Origin of the sequence: Sutcliffiella halmapala, from assembly GCF_050107295.1 — a bacterium.
GTDB classification, from domain to species: Bacteria; Bacillota; Bacilli; order Bacillales; family Bacillaceae_I; genus Sutcliffiella_A; species Sutcliffiella_A halmapala_A.
The window spans coordinates 150,174-173,857 of the sequence record NZ_JBNIKR010000007.1 but is presented as its reverse complement, the minus strand read 5'-3'; the positions used below and the strand labels follow the sequence as shown (position 1 = coordinate 173,857).

The following is a 23,684-nucleotide window of genomic DNA, read 5'->3' as shown; positions in this document are numbered from 1 at the left end:
ATTTTTCCTTCTTTTCACATCGGATTTGGAAAAATGTAAATATTTGCTTATCTTTTTTGATTAATAAAAACGCTCAATCAACAATTTTGTTTGTAGATTGAGCGTTCTATTCATTCAATTTTTCTCCCAGGCTTCATGTAAAGCAGACAATTCCCTCTCGAGTTTGGAAAGGATGTCTTTGCCTTCCTTTTCGGAAATCAGCCCTAAGCGAACAGCGAAGTCCATTTCCCTGGACAATCCAAACATTTGGGTATCCAGGACCTCTTCGTAAAGTGGACATTGAGGCATAGTCAAATTATCCATTTGTACTTGAATCAATTTCAAAATTTTATCTGAATCAGCCTTTAAAAGCGAAATAGCTTTATCACGATGATCGACCACGATATCTGATGCCAATATCGATCCCTCCGTTTACGAACAAATACCTATCTTATCTATAAATATTATCGTTATTCTGGAAAAATTGCAAGCTTCGTGTGAAAAGATTGGATTCCTCGGGTGAATAAAGGAAGAGTCAATTTGGTCAGGGCTTCTATGGACATGACAAAAATTATTCTAAGCATTATAATGATGAAAAGACTACAATTTCAAGGGGGACAACATGGAATCAATCATCAGAATTGAAGGAAAGGTGCAATTCTCCATAACATTAGATCCTGGAGTGTGGATTTTTGACGACCGCCGTTTGGATTTGGATACATATTTCTCAGAACAAAAGCAGGATGAACTTGACGAACTGGAGGCCTACACGAAGGCTGCATCAAAACAGTGGGAACGAGAAATAAGCGAGGGTGCCATCCAGCCACCAACATTAAAAACAGAGCGAAGATTTAAAAAAGAGCAGTTGTTGACAGGCTCGTTCGGCATTAAATTCGCTCCATTCCTGCAAAATGCTGAGCCGCATGAGGATGCTTCCTCTATCGTCTTTGTCAGTGGCGGACAAGAAGTGGAAGTTGCCCTCGACCAAGCACAGGATATTATCTTTGGTTTTTCCAACAAGGGCAAACCCTTAAAAGAGGATGGACCTGTCCATGTTTACTTTGGAGACGGATCCAACCAGCTTACTCCTTTAAAGAGTGTAAATAGAATAATCGTAAAGTGAACCTGCGCCGCTATTGGGTCTGAGAGGAAACATCTCAGACCCTTGCTTTTGCAGCATAATATTTCAGCTCTATAGGAGATCTGCTGCCAATTTTGCCAGCATGGACCTCTCCCCTTTGATTAGCTTGATATGACCTGCCAGCTTTTGATCCTTAAATCGTTCCACTACATATGTCAGACCATTATTATATTCATCAAGATACGGGTGGTCGATTTGTTCAGGATCTCCCATCAGGACTATTTTACTTCGTTCCCCTACCCTCGTAAGTATCGTTTTCACCTCATGCTTTGTAAGGTTCTGGGCTTCATCAATGATGATAAATTGTTCAGGAATGCTTCTTCCTCTTATATAGGTCAAAGCCTCCACTTCAATAGACCCCATACCTGCCAATATGGCATCCAGTTCACCTGGTTTCTTTGTATTGAACAGATACTCCAGATTATCAAAAATAGGCTGCATCCATGGCCTGAGTTTTTCCTGTTTTTCGCCTGGTAGAAATCCGATATCTTTGCCAACGGGTACAATGGGCCTTGCAACCAACAGTTTTTTATAGCGATTTAAGTCTTCCGTCTGCAGGAGACCTGCAGCCAATGCCAAGAGCGTTTTTCCGGTGCCAGCTTTTCCAGTCAGGGTAACAAGCGGAATGTCAGCCCGTAGTAGCATTTCAAATGCCATTGTCTGTTGTACATTTCTTGGTCTGATTCCCCAGATGTGATCCTGTTCAAACACCAGCTTCTTTACCTTTTTTCCCGTGGAATCAACAAGACCCAGCGCTGATGCAGACCCTCCCAAAGCATCTTTCATAATGATAAACTGGTTTGCGTAAAAGGGATGATTTGCAAGCTCCGATACATTCATTTCCCCCTTTTCATAAAAGAGGTTCATTTTATCTGTCGCAACATAGACCTCCAAAAACCCTTTATAAATGTGATCCACTTCCACCACTCGATCATTGAGGAAATCCTCGGAAGTAAGGCCGATTGCATCTGCTTTTACCCTAACAAGTGCGTCTTTGCTGACTAGGATCACAGCTCTTCCTTCCTCTTTTGTCTGCTCTTCCAATGAAAGGTTTTTGGCTACTGCAAGTATCCGATTATCATTCGTTTTTTCCACAAAAATTTCCTGGAGCTGGTGGAAGCTCCGGTGATTTAATTCAATCCGCAGGGCGCCTCCATTGTGCAGAGGGATTTTTTCGTGCAGCTTGCCTGTTTCCCTTAATGAATCGATAATTTTTGACACTTGTCTTGCGTTTCTTCCTATTTCATCCATATATCGTTTTTTCGAATCCACTTCCTCCAAGACCACTGCTGGAATGACCACTTCATTATCAGAAAAAGAATAGATGGAATATGGATCCTGTAACAATACATTTGTATCTAAGACATAAATTTTATTCAACCTGCCGCCTCCTACTCCTGGCTCTATATTCTTATTTTCTTTCGGGAGTGAATCAAGGCATCCATCACCTTCAGAATTTATGGCCCCACTGTATTGCGAGTCCTTTTGCTTGACCATATTAAGGGACGGACCGTTGATAAAATATATGTCAAAATGAATAAAGATAGAAGAACAAATAAACAATAAAATCAAGCGACATGAAAAATTGGTCAAAGTACGTTAAAGGAGTGAGTAGAATGAAAAAACGACTATTTGTGTTATTTATAGTAATACTGGCTGTTTCAGGCTGTAATAATCAGCCACGAAATATATCCCGGGAAGAAGATGATAAATCACAGATTATCCATGTCAAAGACTCTGCTGATATACACGTGGATAGAAAAACGGGACAAGAAGTTTCCGCTCATCTTGTTGAATTGGCTACACGCGTACCGAATGTCAATGATGCAACTGCCGTAGTATTGGGACCATATGCTGTGGTTGGTATAGATGTCAATTCTGATCTGGATCGTGCAAGAGTAAGCACCATCAAATACTCTGTGGCAGAAAGTCTGAAAAACGATCCTTATGGTGCAACAGCTGTAATTATTGCAGATGCAGACTCCTTTGTCCGCCTAGAAGAAATGGGGAGGGACATTCAGCGCGGGAGGCCACTTGCTGGTATCCTGGAGGAGCTTGCCGAAATAGTGGGACGTGTCATGCCTGAGATTCCGATTGATCTGAAAGAACCTACTGCTCCGAATCCGACAGAGCAGAACAATTCCCAACTTCCAAAAGGCCAGGAAAGAGAATTAGAAGAAAAACAGCAGGAACAGTCCAATAACCAAAAGGATGAAGACCGAAATAAAAAGGTAGAACAGGATTAAAAAAAAGTGCCAGAACCACAATCTTCCCCATGTGTGTTCGGCACTTTCTTCATGTGTTCAACTTAAATTCCTGAGGAGTTCCATTACTTGCTGATCAAGTTTTTTTGCTGCTTCCTTGTCATATGTTTTCTCGAAACGAGGTTCAACGCATATTTTAGCACCATAGAACATCACGTCACGCACCTCTTTTATTTTCAGGGTGATGAGTGCAAGCTTTAGAGGGAGCTCATTTGCCTCTTTTTCTTGAACATTTGCTGTGGTATGGATGGAATAGACTGATTCATTGGCATACAACGTAACCACAACATGGTTATTGTTTTCGATATTCTGGACAATCCGGCTCTTGGCGGTGACTGCAAGATTGATGGTTGTCTCGTCACTGGCATAGATCCAGGACAAAGCGCTGACATTTGGACCACCTGTTTCAAAATCCACTGTGCTAATGGAAACAAGCTGCTCTTCCTGTAAAGCTGACAACAGCGATTCGACAAGTGTAGATTCCACCAGATTTGGCATACATATTACCCCCTTCAATTTGGATTTTCTATTATCATACCACAACCGTTCTTTGGGGCGTGATACTATTATATGAATTTAAACGGGCCTTCTTTTGTTATTCTGTTCCCTCTCCTTTATGCTATACTATACGTAATGTTGGAGTAGATGAGGTGGACCATGAGAGTCAAGTGTGTAATTTGCGATAAAATTGAAAGTATAAATGATGAATCCCTGATAGCTAAAAGACTTCGAAACAGACCTATCCACACCTATATGTGTGATGATTGCAGCGCAAGAATCGAAAAAAGAACAAACGAAAGAATTGCCACTGGTAACTTCCGTCTTTATGAACAGAAGCAGAATCAGGATGAGTGGTAATGGATGATAGTGAGAGGGGCACTTACAGGTTTTATTAGCGGTTCGATCATGGGGCTTGCGATGAAAGGCTTGGAGGCCATTTTCTCCAAGAAAATCTATATCTTATTACTGAATGTTGATTTCATCCCTTTTATCGGCAGCCGGAATTTACCGGAGATTGTGGAATTTTTGTTACATGTTCTAATAGCCGTCTTTATTGGGATTATTTTTGCCTGGTTGATGGAAAGAAAGGCAAACTCAAAAACCAGCCCTTATTTTTGGTCTTTCCTTTTAACTTTGCCCACCGTATTCCTTTACTTTCCATTGACCATTCTTGCAAAAAAGGATACTCCCCCTGTGGACGACCTTATCAGTTTTTCCTTATGGACAATCGGTCATATACTTTTCGCAATTTTAATCCCTATCTTTTATTTGCCTAGACAAAAACAAAGAGGATGACTCAGATGGTGTGCTTTGCACTAGTGAGTGATCCTCTTTTTCATTTACTCATAATTATGATATTTTTCCGGTTCATTCTTGATCTGCTCGAGCATGACATCGATCAATTCAATCGGAAAGCGGTTTTTCTGGGCTTCCCCATCCTTTATGTACGATACATAGTACATCGGGTCTTCCTTCGTTACCGATATCTCCGTTAACTTATGGTCCTCAGTCAGTATCGATTCGAACAATTTCATCGTATCCTGTGCAGATTTATCATCCGGCCGGGCTGCAGCGACCACTTTGATAGTCAGCCAATTATAAAGCGTATCTTGCAAGGACCTCATCACGAGACCTCCCTTTATGATTCTGTGCCTTCTTCTTGCTTATGACGGCGCAAACGTATTTTATAGATAATCAGAATCAAAGCTGCAACAACCAACCCTTCTGCAACCGGCAGGAAGATACCTAAAAATGTTAGTACGGTCCCACCCAGTGCCAGGAAAAGATAAATAATAGCAGACTTTAAGATTGGCAGCTTTAAAGCAAATCCTAGCTTGTACACTAATATGGATAGTGCCAAAATAGTTAGGTATAGCAACCACATACCTAATACAGGGTTTTCAACCACGTTGTAGAGGCTGGCAAAGAAAGAAAGATATTCTGGTACTTTTTCTTCACTCACTGGCTTCTCACCTTCCCTTCATAAATTTAGAAAAAGGGGAGCAAAGATAGACCTGTTAGTCCATCCTCGCTTCCCCTATTCATTTGCAAATTATGCTTCTGCGTATTTCTTTTTCTTTGCTGTTCTTTCACGCTCGTTCTTGTCTAAAATCTTCTTGCGTAAACGAATGGACTGAGGAGTGATTTCACAGTACTCATCATCGTTCAAGTATTCCAAAGATTCCTCAAGCGTCATAAGGCGAGGCTTTTTCATACTAACAGTCTGGTCTTTTGTTGCAGAACGAACGTTAGTAGCCTGCTTCATTTTACATACATTTACTACAAGGTCATTTTCACGGTTATGCTCTCCCACGATCATTCCTTCGTAAACTTCCGTACCTGGCTCCACGAAGATAACACCGCGGTCTTCAATACCCATGATGCCGTAAGTTGATGCTTTTCCTGCTTCCATGGAAACAAGTACACCCTGGCGGCGTCCACCAACTTGACCTGCAGCCATTGGCTGGTAGCTGTCAAATGTGTGGTTGATGATACCATATCCACGAGTCAAGGAAAGGAATTCGGTTGTATAACCGATTAATCCACGGGAAGGAACCATGAAAATAAGGCGAACTTGACCATTACCGTTATTGATCATGTCAACCATTTCACCTTTACGGGCACCAATGGATTCCATAACGGCTCCAGTGTAATCCTCTGGAACATCGATTTGAACGCGCTCTACCGGCTCTGATTTCTTGCCATCAACGTTTTTGATGATTACTTCAGGCTTGGATACTTGAAGCTCGAAACCTTCACGGCGCATGTTTTCAATCAGGATGGACAAATGAAGCTCTCCACGTCCTGATACAACCCATGCATCAGGGGAATCAGTTGGATCTACACGTAGACTTACGTCCGTTTCCAATTGCGCTTCCAGACGCTCTTCGATTTTACGGGAAGTGACAAATTTACCTTCTTTACCTGCAAACGGACTGTTGTTTACAAGGAAAGTCATTTGTAATGTCGGCTCATCGATACGAAGTACCGGTAGAGCTTCCTGATGGTCAACCGGGCATACTGTTTCCCCGACGTTGATATCTTCCATTCCGGAAACGGCAACAAGATCTCCGGCTTTTGCTTCTTCGATTTCGACACGCTTAAGACCGATGAAACCGAACAGCTTTGATACACGGAATTGCTTCACAGAACCGTCAAGCTTCATCAATGCAACCTGTTGTCCAACCTTCATTGTACCGCGGAAAATACGGCCAACCCCGATACGTCCAACATAGTCGTTGTAGTCAAGAAGGGCAACCTGGAATTGAAGCGGCTCTTCACTGTTGTCGATTGGAGCTGGGATATGCTCGATGATGGACTCATAAATTGCTTCCATGTTCTCATCTTGCTTTTCCGGGTTTGTGCTTGCAGTACCATTGATGGCAGAAGCATAAACTACCGGGAATTCCAATTGCTCTTCTGTTGCATCAAGCTCGATGAACAAATCGATTACTTCGTCCACTACTTCAGTAGGTCGGGCAAAATCACGGTCGATTTTGTTGACTACAACAATTGGTGTCAAGTTCTGCTCTAACGCCTTCTTCAATACGAAGCGCGTCTGAGGCATACAGCCTTCATAAGCATCAACCACTAAAAGTACACCGTCTACCATTTTCATGATACGTTCCACTTCTCCACCAAAGTCGGCATGTCCTGGTGTGTCCATGATGTTAATGCGTGTATCTTTATAGTTAATTGCCGTATTTTTTGCCAATATGGTAATCCCACGTTCTCTTTCTAGATCGTTTGAGTCCATGGCACGTTCTGCTACCTGCTCGTTCGTTCTGAACGTACCAGCTTGGTGTAGCAATTTGTCTACTAACGTTGTTTTACCATGGTCAACGTGAGCAATAATTGCGATGTTTCTAATATCATTGCGGATGTTCACTATTTCATCTCCCTAATTTACAACTTGATAACTTTAGTATTATACCACAAACATAGTAGAAAAGACGAAGAGACTTCTGTAAAATATGTGTTAAGTGTTGAATGCGTTATCAAAAAGGAGGTTAAATCATGAAAAACATTCAATGGATCTTCGTACTTTTCGCTTGTTTAGCGGCTTCCTCCATGGGGTTGATTGGTATAGCAATAGCAGAAAGAAGCTTAACAGGTATAGTATTTGCAATTATTTTATTATTTATAATAATGGGTTTCGGATTCAAAAAGAAACGCAGCATGAAGGAAAATGACCACTAAAATGAGTTTTTGCTGTTTTAGGGATGATTTTCTATTTTGCCTTTTGGCCGAAATTTTCTTATTTTTTAGCTGAAGAAGAAGCTGGGACAAAACTAAAAATTGCTCATAAAAGACGAACAATATAGTTACCGGCTCTAAATACCGCTATTGATTTCCGTGCAAGACTTCGCTTTCCGCGGGTGACCCGTGAGCCTCCTCGGCTTCGCCTGCGGGGTCTCACTTTGGCCACTTCTCCCGTAGGAGGCTTCGTCTTGCACTCCAATCAACCGCTGGTGTAACCTAAAACTAATCGAATACTTCAAAAAAAGACCCGAACTAATTTGATTTTAAAATTCAAATTAGTTCGGGTTTTTTTAGACTAAAACACTTTTGTCCCAGCCTCTTTTACCATGCTACTTTGACTTTTTCTCAAGTTTCGACAAATACTCTTTGCTGATGGCTTCATGCAGGCCAGGCTTGCAGACAAAGACACTGTTCTGACCGAGGAGGTTCAGCTCTTCCCCATATAAGGTCGTCACTTTCCCGCCAACTTCATTAACCAGAATAAGCCCGGCAGCAAAATCCCAAGGTGATAAGCGGAGCGTAATATACGCATCAATACGTCCTGTCGTTACATAGGCCATTTCCAGTGCAGCAGATCCATATGAGCGTGTTCCTCGCACTCTTCGGACAAGAGGGGCCAATATGGAAGGATCGATTCTTTTATTTTCAGTAATCCACGTTGCATTCAGTCCGATTACTGCCTGCTCCACCGCCACCTCTTCAAGCTTAGGCAATTTCACATCATCAAGGTAAGCACCCTCACCGGCTTTTGCATGGTAAAGCTCATCATGCACAACATCATAGATCAACCCAATCCTACCGACACCATCATGATACACTGCAACAGAAATCGCGAAATTTCTCTGCTGGTGTACAAAGTTCATCGTTCCATCTATAGGATCAATGATCCAGACGGTTCCGTCGAGTTTATCTATCTTATCACCAAAGCCCTCTTCACCGAGTATTTGATGTTCCGGATAGGTGCTTCTTATTTTTTCAATAAAAAATTGCTCTGTTTCCCGATCGATATTCGTGACAAGATCATCCGGAGACGTTTTGGTATGTATCATCAGCTTTTCATTAAAGGAAGCGCGTATCCTTTCCCCGGCCTCTCTTGTCCATCTCTTTGCATTCTCATCAATTTGTGACCAGTTCATGACGACTCCTGCCCTTCCACAACTATGTATTCCTTCTTATCTTATGCAATTGTTCTTTTTAGCTTACTGAAATGGGCTTTTAAAATCAAGTAATGCGGCACAGAGAAAAACGAACCTCTTACAGGTTCGTTAGGTAGCAATTGCTACTAAACCTCTAAACTCAACAGTTCCTTACGCAATTTCTCTAATTTGACTTTGCTGCTATTGATCATGTCGGTATTATTTTCCGTCATCGCATCAAACAAAGTTACCAATTCATAATCAATTTCAAGCTTCAGCACTACCATCTGATTTTCTTCCTTCTTCTTTTTCCAAGGCTTCACAACCTGCTTCATTACAATCCCTCCCTCTAGTGATGTTCATGGTTTCAAGATACTCTCAACTTTTATGGTTGATATATCATATGAAGGGATTAAAAGTTGGTAACTAAAATGTGCAATAACCCAGAAAGAAAAAAGCCATCCTGGACGAAGCTCAATCTTTTTGAAAAGACATGCGGCTATGCTAGAATATCCAGTATGCGCGGCACCTGAAAAGAAAAATCATCTTGTTCATCTTTTTGAGTGGAATACATATTTATGGAGTGATAAAAGTGGCATCAAGAAAATTTAACGGCTTTAAAAAAGCAGATTTTAATGTCTTCAAAATTAATGGTCTGGAGGAGCGAATGGCTGCTCTTCAAGAAAAGATCCAACCGAAATTCCAGCATCTTGGAGAGCATTTTGCCCCTTCATTGACGGCCATGACAGGCGATGAAATGCAATTTCACATTGCCAAGCATGCAAGACGCACAATCAACCCTCCCAAGGACTCCTGGGTTGCATTCGCAAACAGCAATCGGGGGTATAAAATGCTCCCTCATTTTCAGATCGGACTTTGGGAAACGCACCTTTTTGTCTGGTTTGCAGTGATCTACGAGGCGCCGATCAAGGAAGCATACGGGCAGAAGCTACTTGAGGATATAAAACAGATTCGTGAATCGATTCCCTCCGATTATGTTTGGTCCAAAGATCATACAAAACCGGAAGTTATCCGTCAAAGTGATATGTCAGAGGACGAGCACAAGGAACTTTTCCTACGATTAATGAATGTAAAAAAAGCGGAAATCTTATGCGGCATTCAAATCCCTAGAGAAGAAGCGGTCACACTCTCAGGCGACGAAATGATTGCAAGGATAGAAGAGGCATTCCAAACGTTGCGACCTCTTTATAATCTGACAAAGAAAACAGCTGTATCCTAAAAAATGGCTTTTCGCATATATTGCTGTTTTTGACGTATGCAACATACACACGCAACTTCCTTTACTTTCGTGCTCTTTTCCGGTTTGTTAGCATTTTTTCCTATTTGGATTTTTTGTTCTTATCGCTGTAAAAAATTCAAAAGCCGATTTTTTACGGACAAGAGCAACAAACTTTACGAAAAGAGCCTAAAAAAACAAGAATCGGATTATTTCCGATTCTTGTTTTTTACATTTTCACTTTATCTCCCGATTCTAGGCTTTTTGCTTTTTTGATCGTCTGATAGGCAGAGAAACCGCTCAACTCTTCATATTCATTGGCAAGATTTCTCTCCTGTGCTTTTCCAGGAACTATTTCCTTGAAACGACGATACACGCACATCAGTTGATCCCGCTCAATTCCCTTGGCATAAGCCTGCTCCACCGCTTCGTAAAAAGCAATCACATCCACTATTTCATCTGTAGTCCAGTCATAGGAAATGGGATAAGAAAAGTCCATACTGTCACCTCATTATGTAAGCTCATTTCGTTAAATAGTATAGCACTTACTTGTGTTAGATTGTCCAGTCTTTGCGAATTTCTTCCGCTTGATAAATGATTCGCTTTATCAGCTCGCCTGCTGAGGGGACATCTTCAATCAAGCCCATCACCTGCCCTGCCCAGGCAAAACCCTGTTCAATTTCCCCGTCATGGATGAAACGTTTATTTGCCATTCCGCTTATATAATCCTTTAATCCTTCATACCCCTCAGCGTTCTGTTCACGAACCAGTATTTCTTCCGTCCATTTATTGTGAATGGCCCTTGCAGGAGCACCTATGCTTCTCTTGATAATGACTGTGTCGTTTTCCGTACCTTTAACAAGCATCTCCTTATAGATGGGATGTGCATGCAGGCATTCTTTCGTCGCAATAAACCGAGTACCCATCTCTATTCCATCAGCCCCAAGACTCAATGCTGCCATCAGCCCCCTACCGTCTCCGATTCCACCCGAAGCAATCACAGGAATGGATAGGGCATCCACCACTTTAGGGACGAGCACCATCGTGCCAAGATCCTGCTTCCCTAAATGTCCTCCACCTTCCTGGCCAACGACCATGACAGCGTCCGCTCCCAATTCCTCAGCCTTTTCCGCCTGTCTTCTTGCTGCAACCAGTACAAGCTTTTTACAGGTGGTGCCCTCCAACCTATTGAAAATCGGTGCAGGGTTCCCTCCTGTCATGGATATAACAGGAACCTCTTCTTCAATTGCCACTTCCAGCATATGTTCAAAAGGTCTCCCATGCTGACCAATGGCGTAATTCACTCCAAAAGGCTTGTCAGTCAAGCTCTTCAATTTATGAATCTCAGCCCGGAGCTCTTCAGGAGTATCGAGGCTCATTGCTGTGATTTGCCCAAGTCCACCAGCGTTAGAAACCGCAGCAGCAAGATCAGCATAAGCCAAATAGGCCAGCCCACCTTGTATGATTGGGTATTCAATATCCAAAAGCTCTGTAATTCTCGTTTTCCATTTCATCTGTATAAGCCCCTTTCTCTCGTTCCCATATATCTTCTTTTTCGAAGGCTTAAATCCTGTTTTTTCTACAAAATAAATGCAAGAAAAATCTATGCAACCTTCGTTTAAAATGCTATAATTCACTTGTTTTAAGTGTAAGTTTGTTCTGCGTTTTAAGATACGTTAAGATGAAGATATATTTTACATGATAAAAATGTCAAAGAATTTATATAAAGAGGTGCTTAGTAAAGTTGACAAACTCCCAAAATGAAACACCATTGTTTACTGGACTGCTTGAACACGCAAAAAAAAATCCCGTTCAATTTCATATACCCGGTCATAAAAAAGGGGCAGGCATCGACCCTGAGTTTCGTGCATTCATCGGCGATAACGCACTGTCCATCGATTTGATAAATATTGGCCCTCTTGACGACCTGCACCAACCAAAAGGTATGATTAAGGATGCACAGGATTTAGCTGCGAAGGCTTTCGGTGCCGATCATACTTTTTTCTCTGTACAGGGTACCAGCGGAGCCATCATGACGATGGTAATGGCGGTTTGCGGACCTGGCGAAAAAATAATCGTTCCAAGAAACGTGCATAAGTCTGTCATGTCAGCGATCGTTTTTTCTGGTGCTGTACCTATATTCATTCACCCTGAAGTTGACAAGGAACTTGGTATCTCCCACGGCATAACAACAGATTCTGTCGAACGGGCCCTACAGCAGCATCCTGATGCAAAGGGTGTACTGGTCATCAATCCGACCTACTTCGGCATTTCAGCCGACCTGAGTCAGATTGTAGAAGTTGCACACAGCTTCAATGTACCTGTATTAGTGGATGAAGCACACGGGGTTCATATTCATTTCCATGAAGAGCTTCCACTGTCCGCCATGCAGGCTGGAGCAGACATGGCAGCGACAAGCGTGCATAAGCTTGGAGGGTCCATGACACAAAGCTCCATTCTGAATGTACGTGAAGGACTTGTGAACGTGAATCGCATTCAATCCATACTGAGCATGCTTACAACAACTTCGACCTCTTACCTGTTATTGGCTTCCTTAGATGTCGCTCGCAAAAGGCTTGCAACAGAGGGGCACATGTTGATTGAAAAAACAATCCAGCTTGCAAACCAGACAAGGGATGCAATCAATGAGATTGACAATTTATATTGTGTAGGACCTGAAATTCTGGGAAGAAAAGCAACCTTCGATTACGATCCGACCAAACTGATCATATCTGTGAAGAAATTGAACCTGACCGGCTATGATGTAGAAAAATGGCTCCGTAAAAACTATAACATTGAAGTGGAACTTTCCGACTTGTACAATATTTTATGTATTGTAACTCCTGGGGATACTGCGGTAGAAACAGGGATATTGCTTACTGCATTGAGAGAGCTTGCAGAACAGCATCGCGACCAGGCTGAAGATCAAGCTAACCAGGTAAAGGTATTTTTGCCGGACATTCCTGTACTGGCTATTGCACCTCGTGATGCTTTCTATTCAGAAACAGAAGTCGTGCCATTTGATAAGTCGGCAGGAAGAATTATCGCTGAATTCATCATGGTCTATCCTCCAGGTATCCCGATCTTTACACCTGGGGAAATCATTACAGAAGAGAACTTGTCCTACATTTCCAAGACATTGGAAGTTGGTCTTCCCGTTCAAGGCCCTGAAGACCATGAACTCAAAACACTAAGGGTCATCAAGGAACATAAAGCTATCAAATAATACAAAGAAACAGCAGTCGGAGTCGCGACTGCTGTATTATTTATATACTGCAATTAATGAACATTCTATTAGTCTAAGTCTTCCGCTTTCTCAGAGCACTTACATTCCGCACATTTCGCATAATAAGTCGTAACTTTTTCATCCTCGAAGTGATCTACTGCACTGTTGCAAGTTTGACAAATAATTGTACCCATACACATTTACCCCTTTTCAGAATAGATTTTATTGGAAAACAGATTGTGTATCAAGAAATTGTAAGCGTTTTCTGTTATTAATTTCATAATAAACCGTCAAATGTGTTATGTCAATAACCAAATTGTATAACACATTTAAAAATAGGTATGTATATAATGCATACTCTTTCATATAATGGAAGATTCATAAATAAAGTAGGCCATCACCCTATTAATGGATGATGGCCCTTAATCAATTGAAAGATTTATTCGTACTGTTCTTGGAAAGGAATTGCAGGAATGGCTTCGGAAAAGAATTCCGCAAGATCTTCCGCCTGTTCTTGAGAGTCGATTCGGAATACATGTTGAAGGTGATTTAGGTCGGTAATATCTTTGGGATCGAGGAGCGTGGAGCGGCCGGTTTGCATACAGATGACGAGAGGTTTACCAAAAAACATATTCGTATAGACTATACCGAAATCATACCTGGTATCCTTGGTGGTGAATCCTACGAATCGGACAGGGACATTTTCATTGTTATCATAAAGCTTGTCAAATAGGTTCATACGGTTCCTCCTTCTTAATTTTTTGTTTATTCAGATATTTATTATATCCCACAATTTAGGCTAATTGCAAGAATTTTAACTTAATGATTGTCAAGGACTTTCTGCAAGTGCTAGAATAATATTCAAATGGATTGTCATATTTGGGAGTGAAACGAATGGCTAGCAGCGCATATATTAACCTTGTTCCAAAATCTTCGAAGAAAACCCTTACAATTCAAGATGTTAAGGAACTGCTCACATACTATAAAGAAATCACAGAAAAAACCGGAAAGCAATTGGGGTGGGAATACAGCCAAGCTGCTTTCCCTTATGAAATCAGGGAAACTCCAGAGGGACAAGGGCAATGGTTCTACCTGAAGGCCAAGGAGGACCGCTATAAGATGATACTGATAGGAGTGGGCACCCAACCTGCAAATGATGACGAAGAAGAGCCTCTATCCTACATACAAGTGACACTGCACGATCAAAGTACACATGGAGACAAGGGAAAAGCGAATGAACTATGTAAGTTTCTAGCTAAAAAGCTTGAAGCGGAACTAAAACTTTTTACCGGAAGCATCATGTACTACTATAAGCGTTGATGAACCGTAAAGCCCCGTCTGAGATTATCAGACGGGGCTTTACATTTATCCATGAACACTTCTTTATTCCGTAGCGCTTCTATAAATTTTAATTGGTTCACCAGTAATGCCAAAGCCTTTCTCCAAATAGCTCCACCCATACTTTTCGTAATAACCCTCTATATAAGTAGCTAAGTACAACTTCTTGAAACCTTTCGCATTAGCCTGTTTTTTCGCATGCTCCAAAAGCTGGGAACCTATCTGCTTGCCTCTATATTCCGGTTCCACGAAAAGACACGCAAACCATGGATATAGATCCTGCCTGCTTATCAGGTCGTTTCTGAGCAAAGCATATGTACCAATAATTTGGTTATCATCGAGCATCACATAGAACTTAGGTAATTCATTATCGGGATCTAATGAGTGTTCCACGCAGTTTTGATAAAAAGGAAGGTTGGTTTCACTTCCCCATTGCTTCCAAAAGTATTCTGCAGCCTCTCTGAGCATATCTGGACGCTTGTCCAATTCCAATATTACCACTAAATACTCCCCCTCTTTTTTCCTTCTTTTGTCAGAAAAAAGAAACCCTGCAATTAGGGCTTCTTGTTTTACTCCCTCTAAATTTCCGAGTCATCCATCTGAACATCTATCAGTTCTGGATCGAGCATTTCATATCCTTTATCCTGTAAGCCATTTACGATATCTGCCAAGGCAGCGTTTGTCCATTCACGGTCATGCATGAGCAGGTTTGCCCCGCTTCTTAATTCCTTTGCATTTACCATGATATCCGCTATAGCTTCGGGAGTTGTGTAATCCTGTTCCCAATCATATCCGTATGTCCAATTCATCCGAACCATCCCTTCACTTGCCACCAGCTCATCGGAATAATCCGTATTGATGCCAAAAGGTGCACGGAAGAACTTAGGACGTTCTCCAATGATCTCTTCAATTAGATCATTCAAAGCTACAATTTCATCATATTGTTCTTCTTCCGTTATTTGCCTTAAAGATTTATGGTTCATCGTATGATTTCCAATGGGAAAACCCAATTCATGAATTTTTTTCAATGTAGCTTTTTCTTCATCCGTCTGCAGGAAGTGTCCATTGACAAAGAAAATAGCTTTTACACCAAGTTCTTTCAATGTCTTTGCCATCTCCATGGAGTAGCGGTCGGGAGCATCATCAATTGTAAGAAGTACCACTTCTGCATTTGCTTCACCAATCGGCTTAATAGAGGAATCTGCAGGATTGATTGTATATTGAGGCTCTTCAGGATTCCCCTCCGCTGATTCGGTATCAGTTGTTGCCTCTTCAGCATCTTCCGAACTTTCTCCTTCCCGAGGAACATTTTCTTGTTCATCCTGCGAGGCTGGCTCTTTGTCATCTTTGTTATTGTTATCGTTCTGATTTTCTGCTCCAGCAGGTTCCTCTTCATTCGCTTGTCCGTTTTCGTTTTGAGGTGAAGCAGCACAAGCGGTCAGGAGGAGCATTAGTAGGGTAGGCACTATCCATTTTTTCATGTTCTTTCCTCCATATGTAAAGTTCACCTTTTATCATACTAGCTCTTGTAACCTCCTGGCAATGCTTTTACTGAATTTAGGGTTCTCTCCATTAATCAGACTGATAATATACAGTATAAAATGCCTAGAATTAAAAAATGAAGTAATAAAATAGACTCTGGAAACTAAAATAGAAAAGGAAGCTGATAACAGTAGTAATGGCAGCCTGCTTTTTCTTATGAATGATCGAGTGTGCCAATACATAACAAAGATAGATAAATATACCCAGAAGAATGACCTTTGCCTGAAGTTTATCTCTTACGGAAAACCATTCAATGAGACTGTAAGCACCAAACAGGATATTCTGTATTAAAAACACTACATAATTTTTCATAATAGCAGCCCCTTACTGCATATTTCTATTATGGTAATAGCCTTTTTGACCGAATAGGAAACCTTTGTAATAATTATGCAGGTAAGGAGCATTCTATTTTTCAATTTTGTAACATTTCCATGACAAGCAATAATTCGCTATTTTTTCATGATAGAATAGCACCGTATAGTTACATAGTAGGAGTTTCGTCTTACAGTACTATTTAATGGTTGATTAAATAAACTTTGGTGCTTACATATTATTTTTTTACAGAAAGTGAGGATTGCCATGATTAGAGGCTCTGTCATTTTGATAACGTTGTCTTTTTTCATATTGTCTTCCTGCCAAGAGAATAAAACAATTACTCACGTTAAATTTCCTGAGCATTCCAAAACCCTTGTTTTTTTTACTGACGAAAGCAATATACAGGATGAAAGTACTTATTATGATGCGATTTTGGATTTAAAGGGATTGTATCCGAACGAGGTCGCCAATTTGATGGTCGTCCCGTTAAGAGAGGAAAAAACATTATACAAGCAGTTTAATATAAAGAGTACTCCCTCCTTACTGGTAGTGCTTGATAACGAAGTGGTAACACAGATCGATGGAACACGCCAAAAAGAGGACATCATCGGTTCCATTCAAAAAGCATTAAGCAAATCGGAAGAAGTCTTTCATTGAGAGGCTTCTTTTTCTATCCAAAATAAACATATAAAAAAGCACCCGAAAAATTCCGGGTGCTTTTTAGAGTTGATTACTTAACGATATGAATCGGGCTACCCATCGCTACTTCTGCAGCTTCCATTGTGATTTCTCCCAATGTTGGATGAGCATGGATTGTCATTGCGATATCTTCCGCTGTCATTCCAGCTTCGATTGCAAGTCCAAGTTCAGCGATCATGTCCGATGCACTGGAACCAGCAATTTGAGCTCCAATGATTAAACCATCCTCTTTACGTGTAACAAGCTTCAAGAACCCATCAGTAGCGTTCAGTGCAAGCGCACGTGCGTTAGCTGCAAATGGGAATTTGGCAGCGACTACTTCTAGACCTTCCTCTTTAGCCTGCGCTTCTGTATAACCTACAGATGCCAATTCAGGCTCAGAGAATACGACTGCCGGAATTCCAAGGTAGTCGATTTCTGCAGGATGGCCAGAGATAGCTTCTGCAGCGATTTTACCTTCATAAGATGCTTTATGAGCAAGTGGTGGTCCCTCTACGATATCACCGATAGCATAGATGTTAGAAACGCTAGTGCGGCACTGCTTATCAATTTTGATAACGCCTCGGTCTGTCATTTCTACACCAACCTGGTCAAGACCAAGCTCGTCTGTGTTAGGACGGCGGCCGACAGTAACCAATACATAATCAGCGTCGATTGTTTGCTCTTCGCCTTTTACTTCAATTGTTACTTTCACGCCATCTTCCGTTTCTTCCACACCTTTAGCCATTGCTTTTGTGAAGATTTCCACGTTTCCTTTTTTCTTCAGGTTACGTTTAACAAGTGAGCTCATTTGCTTTTCGAATCCAGCTAGGATCTCATCTGCAGCTTCCACAATCACTACTTCCGTTCCAAAGTTGGCATAAGCAGTTCCTAGCTCAGTACCGATGTAGCCTCCACCGATAACAACCAATTTCTTTGGAATTTCTTTAAGTGCCAATGCACCTGTAGAATCAAGTACACGCTTTGAGTACTTGAATGTCGGGATTTCGATAGGGCGAGAACCTGTCGCAATGATACAGTTGTTGAACTTGTATGTTTGCGCAGAGTTGTCGTCCATGATACGTACCGTGTTGCCATCAACGAAGTATGCTTCACCGGAAACAATGTCGACTTTGTTCCCCTTTAGTAGGCCTTCTACTCCGCCTGTAAGTTTTTTAACAACTCCAGCTTTCCATTCTTGTACCTTTGTGAAATCCACTGTCACGTTCTCAGCGGTAATTCCCATGTCATCAGAATGTTTAGCTGTTTCAAAGCGGTGTCCTGCAGATATTAGAGCTTTGGATGGGATACATCCTACGTTCAGACATACTCCACCAAGCGTACCTTTTTCTACGATTGTTACTTTTTGTCCAAGTTGAGCCGCGCGGATCGCAGCAACATATCCGCCAGGGCCCGAACCGATGACAAGCGTATCTACATCAATTGCGAAATCTCCTACTACCATTTAAATTAACCCTCCATTAACAATAATTGTGGATCGTTCAAAAGACGCTTGATATGGTTAAGCGCATTTTGAGCAGTAGCACCATCAATCATACGATGGTCAAAGCTTAGTGATAATGCAAGAACTGGAGCCACTACAATTTCTCCGTCTTTCACTACAGGTTTTTCAGCGATACGTCCGATACCCAGGATTGCTACTTCAGGGTGGTTAATTACTGGAGTGAACCATTGCCCACCAGCAGAACCGATGTTTGTAATTGTGCAAGAAGCGCCTTTCATTTCATCAGAAGCTAACTTTCCATCACGAGCTTTTCCAGCAAGTTCATTGATTTCATTAGAGATGGAGAAGATTGATTTTCTGTCTGCATCTTTCACAACAGGTACTAGTAAGCCTTTATCTGTATCTGCAGCGATTCCGATGTTGTAATAGTGCTTGTGTACAATTTCGTCTGTAGCATCATCTAAAGATGTGTTAAGTACTGGGAACTCACGTAACGCAGATGTAAGTGCTTTTACTACGTATGGTAAGAATGTTAACTTAATTCCTTTGTCCGCTGCAACATTTTTGAACTTTTTGCGGTGAGCAACAAGATCTGTTACGTCAATTTCATCCATCAATGTAACGTGTGGAGCTGTGTGCTTGGAGTTAACCATTGCTTTTGCAATCGCACGGCGCATTCCACTCATTTTCTCGCGGGTTTCTGGATATTGACCCGCTGGGATAGCTTGTTTTTCCTGCTTAGCTTCTGTTTTGGCTTCTTCTTTTGCTGCTGGAGCCGAATCTGTTGTAGTTCCTTCTGCTTTCGCGTTTCCTCCGGATAGGAATGCATCGATATCGCTCTTTAGAACACGACCATTGTCTCCGGAACCTGCAACTTGGCGAATTTCCACGCCTTTTTCACGAGCATATTTACGAACGGATGGCATTGCAATAACACGTCTGTTCGGGTCCACATCAGCTTGAGCTTGAGTACCTGCACCCGTTTCAGCTTTAGGTTCTTCTTTAGGTGCTTCTTCTTTTTTCACATCTTGGCCAGCCTCAGCTGTAGCTTGAACTTGAGCCTCAGTTTTCTCTTCTTTTTTCTCTTCATCATGGCCGTGGTCGTCGCCTTTGAATTTCAGGTCTTCGTAACCAGGAGCATCCAATGTAATGATGGTTTGACCAACTGTTGCTACTGTACCTTCTTCCACTTTCAATTCCAATACTTTCCCTTTAACAGGAGACGGAATTTCAACAACCGCTTTGTCATTTTGCACTTCCGCTAAGATAGCATCTTCTTCGATCTCATCACCTGGTTTTACAAACCATTTAACGATTTCACCTTCATGGATACCTTCACCGATATCTGGCAGTTTAAATTCGAATGCCACAGTATTCAACCTCCTATGATAATCATGCTTTATTTCCAAGCATAAAGTAGGGAATGACCCGCTACTATAATGGTAAATTGGAGAGCCCAATCTAAGCTTAGCTAAGAATGGGCTTCAATCAGAACTCATGTATTCCAGACACGAGGCTATTATTAGTTGCAATTAGAAATTAAGAACTTTTTTTGCAGTTTCCAATACATCCTTATGGTTCGGTAACCATACGCTCTCTGCTTGAGAGAACGGGAATACAGTATCAGGAGCTGCTACACGGAGTACAGGAGCTTCTAAGCTTAAAATTGCGCGATCGTTGATTTCCGCAACGATTTGTGCACCAATTCCTGCTTGCTTTTGGGCTTCTTGTACAACAATTGCGCGACCAGTTTTTTCAACAGATGCAATGATAGTTTCAATATCAAGCGGGCTGATCGTACGCAAGTCGATAACCTCAGCTTTAACACCGTCTTTTTCCAATTCATCTGCAGCTTTAAGGCATTCGTGTACCATCGCGCCATATGTGATCATCGTTAAGTCGGAACCTTCACGCTTTACGTCCGCTTTTCCAAGTTCAATTGTGTATTCCTCTTCAGGAACCTCTTGACGGAAAGAACGGTAAAGTTTCATATGCTCCAAGAAAATAACTGGATCGTTGTCTCGAATCGCGGAAATCAACAATCCTTTTGCATCATATGGAGTTGCCGGAATAACAACCTTTAGACCAGGCTGTTGAGCCATCAGTCCTTCTAAGCTGTCTGCATGAAGCTCAGGTGTATGCACACCGCCGCCAAAAGGAGAACGAATCGTAACCGGAGAACTCCAGCGTCCGCCAGTACGGTAGCGCATACGAGCAAGCTGTCCACTTACGGAGTCCATTACTTCATAAACGAAACCGAAGAATTGGATTTCCATCACAGGACGGAATCCAGTTACGCCAAGGCCGACTGCTAGTCCACCAATACCTGATTCTGCTAGTGGCGTGTCAAATACGCGGTCTTCTCCAAATTCAGCTTGAAGACCCTCGGTTGCACGGAAAACCCCACCGTTTTGACCAACGTCTTCACCGAAAAGCAAGACGTTTTCGTCGTTTTTCAATTCTGTGCGTAACGCATCAGTGATTGCCTGAATCATTGTCATTTGCGCCATGGCTTACTTCGACTCCTTCTCTTTATAAATTTCATTTTGTTCTTTTAAGTTGTATGGAAGCTCTTCGTACATGAAAGAGATTAAGTCCGTAACTTTTTGCTTAGGCTGTCCATCCGCTTTTTTGATTGCTTCTTTGATGTCTTCCTTCGCTTCTTCAATCACTTTGTTCTCCTCATCTTCACTCCAAATGCCTTTGTTTTCAAGGAATTTGCGGAAACGAACCAAAGGATCTTTCTTTTCCCACTCATTGTCCAACTCTGAAGTACGGTAACGAGTCGGGTCATCACCAGCCATTGTATGTGGACCATAACGGTATGTCAGTGTTTCGATCAGTGTAGGACCTTCTCCGTTAACTGCACGCTCACGTGCATCACGAGTTGCTGCATAAACAGCTAAAGCGTCCATTCCATCAACCTGAACACCAGGAATACCTGCTGCTACTGCTTTTTGTGCAATAGTTCCTGCTGCAGATTGTTTTTCAACAGGAGTGGAAATCGCGAATCGGTTGTTTTGTACAACGAAAATCGCTGGCGCCTGGTAAGCCCCTGCAAAGTTCAAACCTTCGTAGAAATCACCTTGAGATGCTCCACCGTCACCTGTATATGTAATTGCAACGGATTTTTTACCTTTTTTCTTCAAACCAAGTGCGACACCAGCAGTTTGGATGATTTGTGCACCAATAATGATCTGAGGTGGCAATAGATTAACACCCTCAGGCATCTGGTTACCATGGAAGTGACCACGAGAGAATAAGAATGCTTGGTATAAAGGAAGACCATGCCAGATCATTTGAGGAACATCACGATATCCCGGTAAGATGAAGTCTTCACTCTCCAATGCAAACTGTGAAGCCAATTGTGAAGCTTCCTGTCCTGCTGTAGGAGCATAGAAACCTAGTCGTCCTTGACGGTTTAAACTGATGGAACGCTGATCAAGAACACGAGTATATACCATGCGGCGCATTAATTCTTTTAGTTGATCATCACTTAATTCAGGCATCGCAGCTTCGTTAACTACTTCGCCCTCTTCATTTAAGATTTGAAACGTTTGGAATTGCTCTTCCACTTTTGCTAACTGCTGCTTTGGATCGAACTTGGCATTTTTAGTTTTTGCAGCCATCTACGTCACCTCTTCCTTTCTATTAAGAGAACTGATTGATACATAGTTTACATACAAAATTAGGGTACCCAAAAATGTACATTAAAAGACATTTTTCTGCATCCCACGTAAAATTGTACTTTTTCTCTTTTATTGTGCTTTTCAATTTGAAATCAATAAGCAAGACTACTCATCTGTATTAATTCTTCAATTAAATATATTAATACAACTTTTGAACAAGTTCAAGTATACAACCAAGCCGATTATTCCGTCAATCTCTTTGCATTTATTGATTTCTTTGGTTGATACGAAAACAAACTAACTATATCTTTTATAATCTGTACTAATACAATTTCCTTTTCTGTATCATATAGAGTGTGCAGGTTGTCTTTCAAGTTATACTATCATAACAAAATCGCGGATATTAACCCTTTCCCTTTCCACAACAAACATAATCATCTAGAGCAAATTGACTATTTCAAAATACATTTTCCTTTCATTGTTATAAGACAATTTATATTTTTGTTCTGTTATTTTTCGACAAAAAAAGAGATCGTCCCGAATCACGGCCGACCTCTTCCTCATATTAATTTTTGTATTCCACATTCAGTCCTGCGTCTTTATAGAAGGTGAATTTCGCTTCATTATATTGCTCCGTAAATTCATTGAATGCTTGATTTGATTCTTTGATCTTTACTAGCAGTTCGTTGATTTTATTAATTTGAAGCTGCAGTTCTTCCAAAGTCAGATCCTCTTTTTGAAAAAGTTCATAAAGCTCCTTGTCCAATTCAATCGCTTCCATATAGTGGTTAGATAGCGTCATGTATGCTTCATAACGCTTTTCCATTAACTGATACAAGTTTTGCCCTTCTTTTTTCAGACCTTCATCGTCCAAGGATTCAATCGAGGTTTTTACTTCTTCAAACTGTTTTCTTGCTGTTTCGATACTTTCTTTTTCTGCTGTCATAGCCTCTTTTCTTTGTTCAACCAATGAGGAGCCCTCTTCGGCAAGCTTGACAATCTGATCGAATTCTTTCATTCCCAAAGTGATGATTTCATCGTAGATTTGCTTTTCCTTCTGTTCCAACTCCAATAAAGGTTCTTGCTGTGCTTCAAAGCTTTCTTCCAAATCGACAACCTTTTCGAGAGTCTCAAATATCTCCTGCTCCGGCGTTTCTCCATTCATACAGCCGGATAAAAGCAGTGCACTTGCAAAAGTAACAGAAGCAATTGTTTTTTTCCAATGACGCAATTTAAATCCCCCTAACATTTCTTCCCCTTTAACTATAAAATTTATCATGTATTTTGACAACATCTATTTGAATACAATGGAAGAATAACGTAAATAATCCATATCCATTATATAATAAATATATGAATGGGTCGAAATTAAAATGTCCTAATCTTTCATTTCCCCTATTGATGCTTTTTCTGTTAAAATTATTAAATTAATGTGTGAAGATTAATAATGAAATAGTTTTCCGATTGGAGT

The 23,684-nt window shown here is 41.2% G+C and carries 29 protein-coding genes; 9 read left to right on the top strand and 20 right to left on the bottom strand.

Annotation, left to right across the window (positions count from 1 at the left end):
• Positions 1-114 precede the first annotated feature (114 nt).
• Positions 115-396: an Fpa/YlaN family protein gene (locus ACQCT5_RS13450; protein WP_204418508.1), complete on the bottom strand. Its 282-nt coding sequence runs from the start codon at positions 394-396 to the stop codon at positions 115-117.
• A 205-nt stretch (positions 397-601) separates the two neighbouring features.
• Here ACQCT5_RS13450 and ACQCT5_RS13445 point away from each other — a divergent pair, with 205 nt between their 5' ends.
• Positions 602-1,102 (top strand): peptidyl-prolyl cis-trans isomerase, encoded by a 501-nt coding sequence (locus ACQCT5_RS13445; protein WP_499642534.1) that lies wholly within the window; start codon positions 602-604, stop codon positions 1,100-1,102.
• Positions 1,103-1,171: 69 nt separating this feature from the next.
• Here ACQCT5_RS13445 and ACQCT5_RS13440 read toward each other — a convergent pair whose 3' ends face one another.
• The gene (locus ACQCT5_RS13440; RefSeq protein ID WP_499642533.1) at positions 1,172-2,500 is read right to left on the bottom strand and encodes a PhoH family protein; all 1,329 of its coding nucleotides are present in this window, start codon (positions 2,498-2,500) and stop codon (positions 1,172-1,174) included.
• A 236-nt stretch (positions 2,501-2,736) separates the two neighbouring features.
• Here ACQCT5_RS13440 and ACQCT5_RS13435 point away from each other — a divergent pair, with 236 nt between their 5' ends.
• On the top strand, positions 2,737-3,366 hold the full coding sequence (locus ACQCT5_RS13435; protein WP_499642532.1) for a YhcN/YlaJ family sporulation lipoprotein: 630 nt from the start codon (positions 2,737-2,739) through the stop codon (positions 3,364-3,366).
• A 57-nt stretch (positions 3,367-3,423) separates the two neighbouring features.
• On the opposite strand, the gene ACQCT5_RS13430 is transcribed toward ACQCT5_RS13435, so the two are convergent.
• Positions 3,424-3,882 (bottom strand): pyridoxamine 5'-phosphate oxidase family protein, encoded by a 459-nt coding sequence (locus tag ACQCT5_RS13430; RefSeq protein WP_499642531.1) that lies wholly within the window; start codon positions 3,880-3,882, stop codon positions 3,424-3,426.
• Positions 3,883-4,041: 159 nt separating this feature from the next.
• Here ACQCT5_RS13430 and ACQCT5_RS13425 point away from each other — a divergent pair, with 159 nt between their 5' ends.
• Positions 4,042-4,242, top strand: coding sequence for a YlaI family protein (locus ACQCT5_RS13425; RefSeq protein WP_204418513.1), 201 nt, complete (start codon positions 4,042-4,044; stop codon positions 4,240-4,242).
• Between the two features lie 3 nt (positions 4,243-4,245).
• Positions 4,246-4,680 (top strand): hypothetical protein, encoded by a 435-nt coding sequence (locus ACQCT5_RS13420; RefSeq protein ID WP_499642530.1) that lies wholly within the window; start codon positions 4,246-4,248, stop codon positions 4,678-4,680.
• A 44-nt stretch (positions 4,681-4,724) separates the two neighbouring features.
• On the opposite strand, the gene ACQCT5_RS13415 is transcribed toward ACQCT5_RS13420, so the two are convergent.
• The 3 genes from ACQCT5_RS13415 to typA form a co-directional block, all read right to left on the bottom strand.
• The gene (locus tag ACQCT5_RS13415; protein ID WP_499642529.1) at positions 4,725-5,009 is read right to left on the bottom strand and encodes a hypothetical protein; all 285 of its coding nucleotides are present in this window, start codon (positions 5,007-5,009) and stop codon (positions 4,725-4,727) included.
• 14 nt (positions 5,010-5,023) lie between these two features.
• Positions 5,024-5,347, bottom strand: a complete 324-nt coding sequence (locus ACQCT5_RS13410; protein WP_204418516.1) for a YlaH-like family protein — start codon at positions 5,345-5,347, stop codon at positions 5,024-5,026.
• Between the two features lie 90 nt (positions 5,348-5,437).
• Entirely contained in the window at positions 5,438-7,273 is a 1,836-nt protein-coding gene (gene typA / locus ACQCT5_RS13405) for a translational GTPase TypA (protein WP_499642528.1), read from the bottom strand.
• A gap of 128 nt (positions 7,274-7,401) precedes the next feature.
• Between typA and ACQCT5_RS13400 the strand changes: the two genes are divergently transcribed.
• Positions 7,402-7,584 (top strand): YlaF family protein, encoded by a 183-nt coding sequence (locus ACQCT5_RS13400; RefSeq protein WP_499642527.1) that lies wholly within the window; start codon positions 7,402-7,404, stop codon positions 7,582-7,584.
• Between the two features lie 392 nt (positions 7,585-7,976).
• On the opposite strand, the gene ACQCT5_RS13395 is transcribed toward ACQCT5_RS13400, so the two are convergent.
• Both ACQCT5_RS13395 and ACQCT5_RS13390 read right to left on the bottom strand, forming a co-directional pair.
• Entirely contained in the window at positions 7,977-8,783 is an 807-nt protein-coding gene (locus ACQCT5_RS13395) for an inositol monophosphatase family protein (RefSeq protein ID WP_499642526.1), read from the bottom strand.
• A 146-nt stretch (positions 8,784-8,929) separates the two neighbouring features.
• Positions 8,930-9,118 (bottom strand): YkzI domain-containing protein, encoded by a 189-nt coding sequence (locus ACQCT5_RS13390; protein ID WP_499642525.1) that lies wholly within the window; start codon positions 9,116-9,118, stop codon positions 8,930-8,932.
• Positions 9,119-9,375: 257 nt separating this feature from the next.
• Between ACQCT5_RS13390 and ACQCT5_RS13385 the strand changes: the two genes are divergently transcribed.
• The gene (locus ACQCT5_RS13385) at positions 9,376-10,023 is read left to right on the top strand and encodes a YktB family protein (protein ID WP_499642524.1); all 648 of its coding nucleotides are present in this window, start codon (positions 9,376-9,378) and stop codon (positions 10,021-10,023) included.
• Between the two features lie 226 nt (positions 10,024-10,249).
• Here the strand turns inward: ACQCT5_RS13385 and ACQCT5_RS13380 are convergent, their stop codons facing one another.
• The gene (locus ACQCT5_RS13380) at positions 10,250-10,519 is read right to left on the bottom strand and encodes a UPF0223 family protein (protein ID WP_499642523.1); all 270 of its coding nucleotides are present in this window, start codon (positions 10,517-10,519) and stop codon (positions 10,250-10,252) included.
• A 55-nt stretch (positions 10,520-10,574) separates the two neighbouring features.
• On the bottom strand, positions 10,575-11,534 hold the full coding sequence (locus ACQCT5_RS13375) for an NAD(P)H-dependent flavin oxidoreductase (RefSeq protein ID WP_499642522.1): 960 nt from the start codon (positions 11,532-11,534) through the stop codon (positions 10,575-10,577).
• A gap of 230 nt (positions 11,535-11,764) precedes the next feature.
• Between ACQCT5_RS13375 and ACQCT5_RS13370 the strand changes: the two genes are divergently transcribed.
• The gene (locus ACQCT5_RS13370; RefSeq protein WP_499642521.1) at positions 11,765-13,246 is read left to right on the top strand and encodes an aminotransferase class I/II-fold pyridoxal phosphate-dependent enzyme; all 1,482 of its coding nucleotides are present in this window, start codon (positions 11,765-11,767) and stop codon (positions 13,244-13,246) included.
• A 68-nt stretch (positions 13,247-13,314) separates the two neighbouring features.
• Here ACQCT5_RS13370 and ACQCT5_RS13365 read toward each other — a convergent pair whose 3' ends face one another.
• Positions 13,315-13,440 carry a GapA-binding peptide SR1P gene (locus ACQCT5_RS13365; protein ID WP_499642520.1) on the bottom strand — a complete coding sequence of 42 codons (126 nt, stop codon included), beginning with the start codon at positions 13,438-13,440 and terminating at the stop codon, positions 13,315-13,317.
• A 245-nt stretch (positions 13,441-13,685) separates the two neighbouring features.
• Entirely contained in the window at positions 13,686-13,985 is a 300-nt protein-coding gene (locus tag ACQCT5_RS13360; protein WP_386644299.1) for a DUF3055 domain-containing protein, read from the bottom strand.
• Positions 13,986-14,140: 155 nt separating this feature from the next.
• On the opposite strand from ACQCT5_RS13360, the gene ACQCT5_RS13355 reads away from it, so the two are divergent.
• Positions 14,141-14,566 (top strand): DUF1885 family protein, encoded by a 426-nt coding sequence (locus ACQCT5_RS13355; RefSeq protein WP_499642519.1) that lies wholly within the window; start codon positions 14,141-14,143, stop codon positions 14,564-14,566.
• A 63-nt stretch (positions 14,567-14,629) separates the two neighbouring features.
• Here ACQCT5_RS13355 and ACQCT5_RS13350 read toward each other — a convergent pair whose 3' ends face one another.
• The 3 genes from ACQCT5_RS13350 to ACQCT5_RS13340 all read right to left on the bottom strand — a co-directional run bounded on the left by ACQCT5_RS13350 (position 14,630) and on the right by ACQCT5_RS13340 (position 16,438).
• A complete protein-coding gene (locus tag ACQCT5_RS13350) occupies positions 14,630-15,139 on the bottom strand; it encodes a GNAT family N-acetyltransferase (protein WP_499642635.1) in 510 nt (169 codons plus the stop codon).
• A 23-nt stretch (positions 15,140-15,162) separates the two neighbouring features.
• Positions 15,163-16,065, bottom strand: a complete 903-nt coding sequence (locus tag ACQCT5_RS13345; protein WP_499642518.1) for a polysaccharide deacetylase family protein — start codon at positions 16,063-16,065, stop codon at positions 15,163-15,165.
• A gap of 130 nt (positions 16,066-16,195) precedes the next feature.
• The gene (locus ACQCT5_RS13340) at positions 16,196-16,438 is read right to left on the bottom strand and encodes a hypothetical protein (RefSeq protein ID WP_499642517.1); all 243 of its coding nucleotides are present in this window, start codon (positions 16,436-16,438) and stop codon (positions 16,196-16,198) included.
• A 267-nt stretch (positions 16,439-16,705) separates the two neighbouring features.
• Between ACQCT5_RS13340 and ACQCT5_RS13335 the strand changes: the two genes are divergently transcribed.
• Positions 16,706-17,098, top strand: coding sequence for a YbbN family protein (locus ACQCT5_RS13335; protein ID WP_499642516.1), 393 nt, complete (start codon positions 16,706-16,708; stop codon positions 17,096-17,098).
• Positions 17,099-17,171: 73 nt separating this feature from the next.
• Here ACQCT5_RS13335 and lpdA read toward each other — a convergent pair whose 3' ends face one another.
• The 5 genes from lpdA to ACQCT5_RS13310 form a co-directional block, all read right to left on the bottom strand.
• Entirely contained in the window at positions 17,172-18,584 is a 1,413-nt protein-coding gene (gene lpdA / locus ACQCT5_RS13330; RefSeq protein WP_499642515.1) for a dihydrolipoyl dehydrogenase, read from the bottom strand.
• Between the two features lie 5 nt (positions 18,585-18,589).
• Entirely contained in the window at positions 18,590-19,954 is a 1,365-nt protein-coding gene (locus ACQCT5_RS13325) for a dihydrolipoamide acetyltransferase family protein (RefSeq protein ID WP_499642514.1), read from the bottom strand.
• 162 nt (positions 19,955-20,116) lie between these two features.
• Positions 20,117-21,094 carry an alpha-ketoacid dehydrogenase subunit beta gene (locus ACQCT5_RS13320; protein ID WP_499642513.1) on the bottom strand — a complete coding sequence of 326 codons (978 nt, stop codon included), beginning with the start codon at positions 21,092-21,094 and terminating at the stop codon, positions 20,117-20,119.
• Positions 21,095-21,097: 3 nt separating this feature from the next.
• A complete protein-coding gene (gene pdhA, locus ACQCT5_RS13315; RefSeq protein WP_417900692.1) occupies positions 21,098-22,213 on the bottom strand; it encodes a pyruvate dehydrogenase (acetyl-transferring) E1 component subunit alpha in 1,116 nt (371 codons plus the stop codon).
• A gap of 565 nt (positions 22,214-22,778) precedes the next feature.
• A complete protein-coding gene (locus ACQCT5_RS13310; RefSeq protein ID WP_499642512.1) occupies positions 22,779-23,444 on the bottom strand; it encodes a YkyA family protein in 666 nt (221 codons plus the stop codon).
• Between the last annotated feature and the right edge of the window lie 240 nt (positions 23,445-23,684).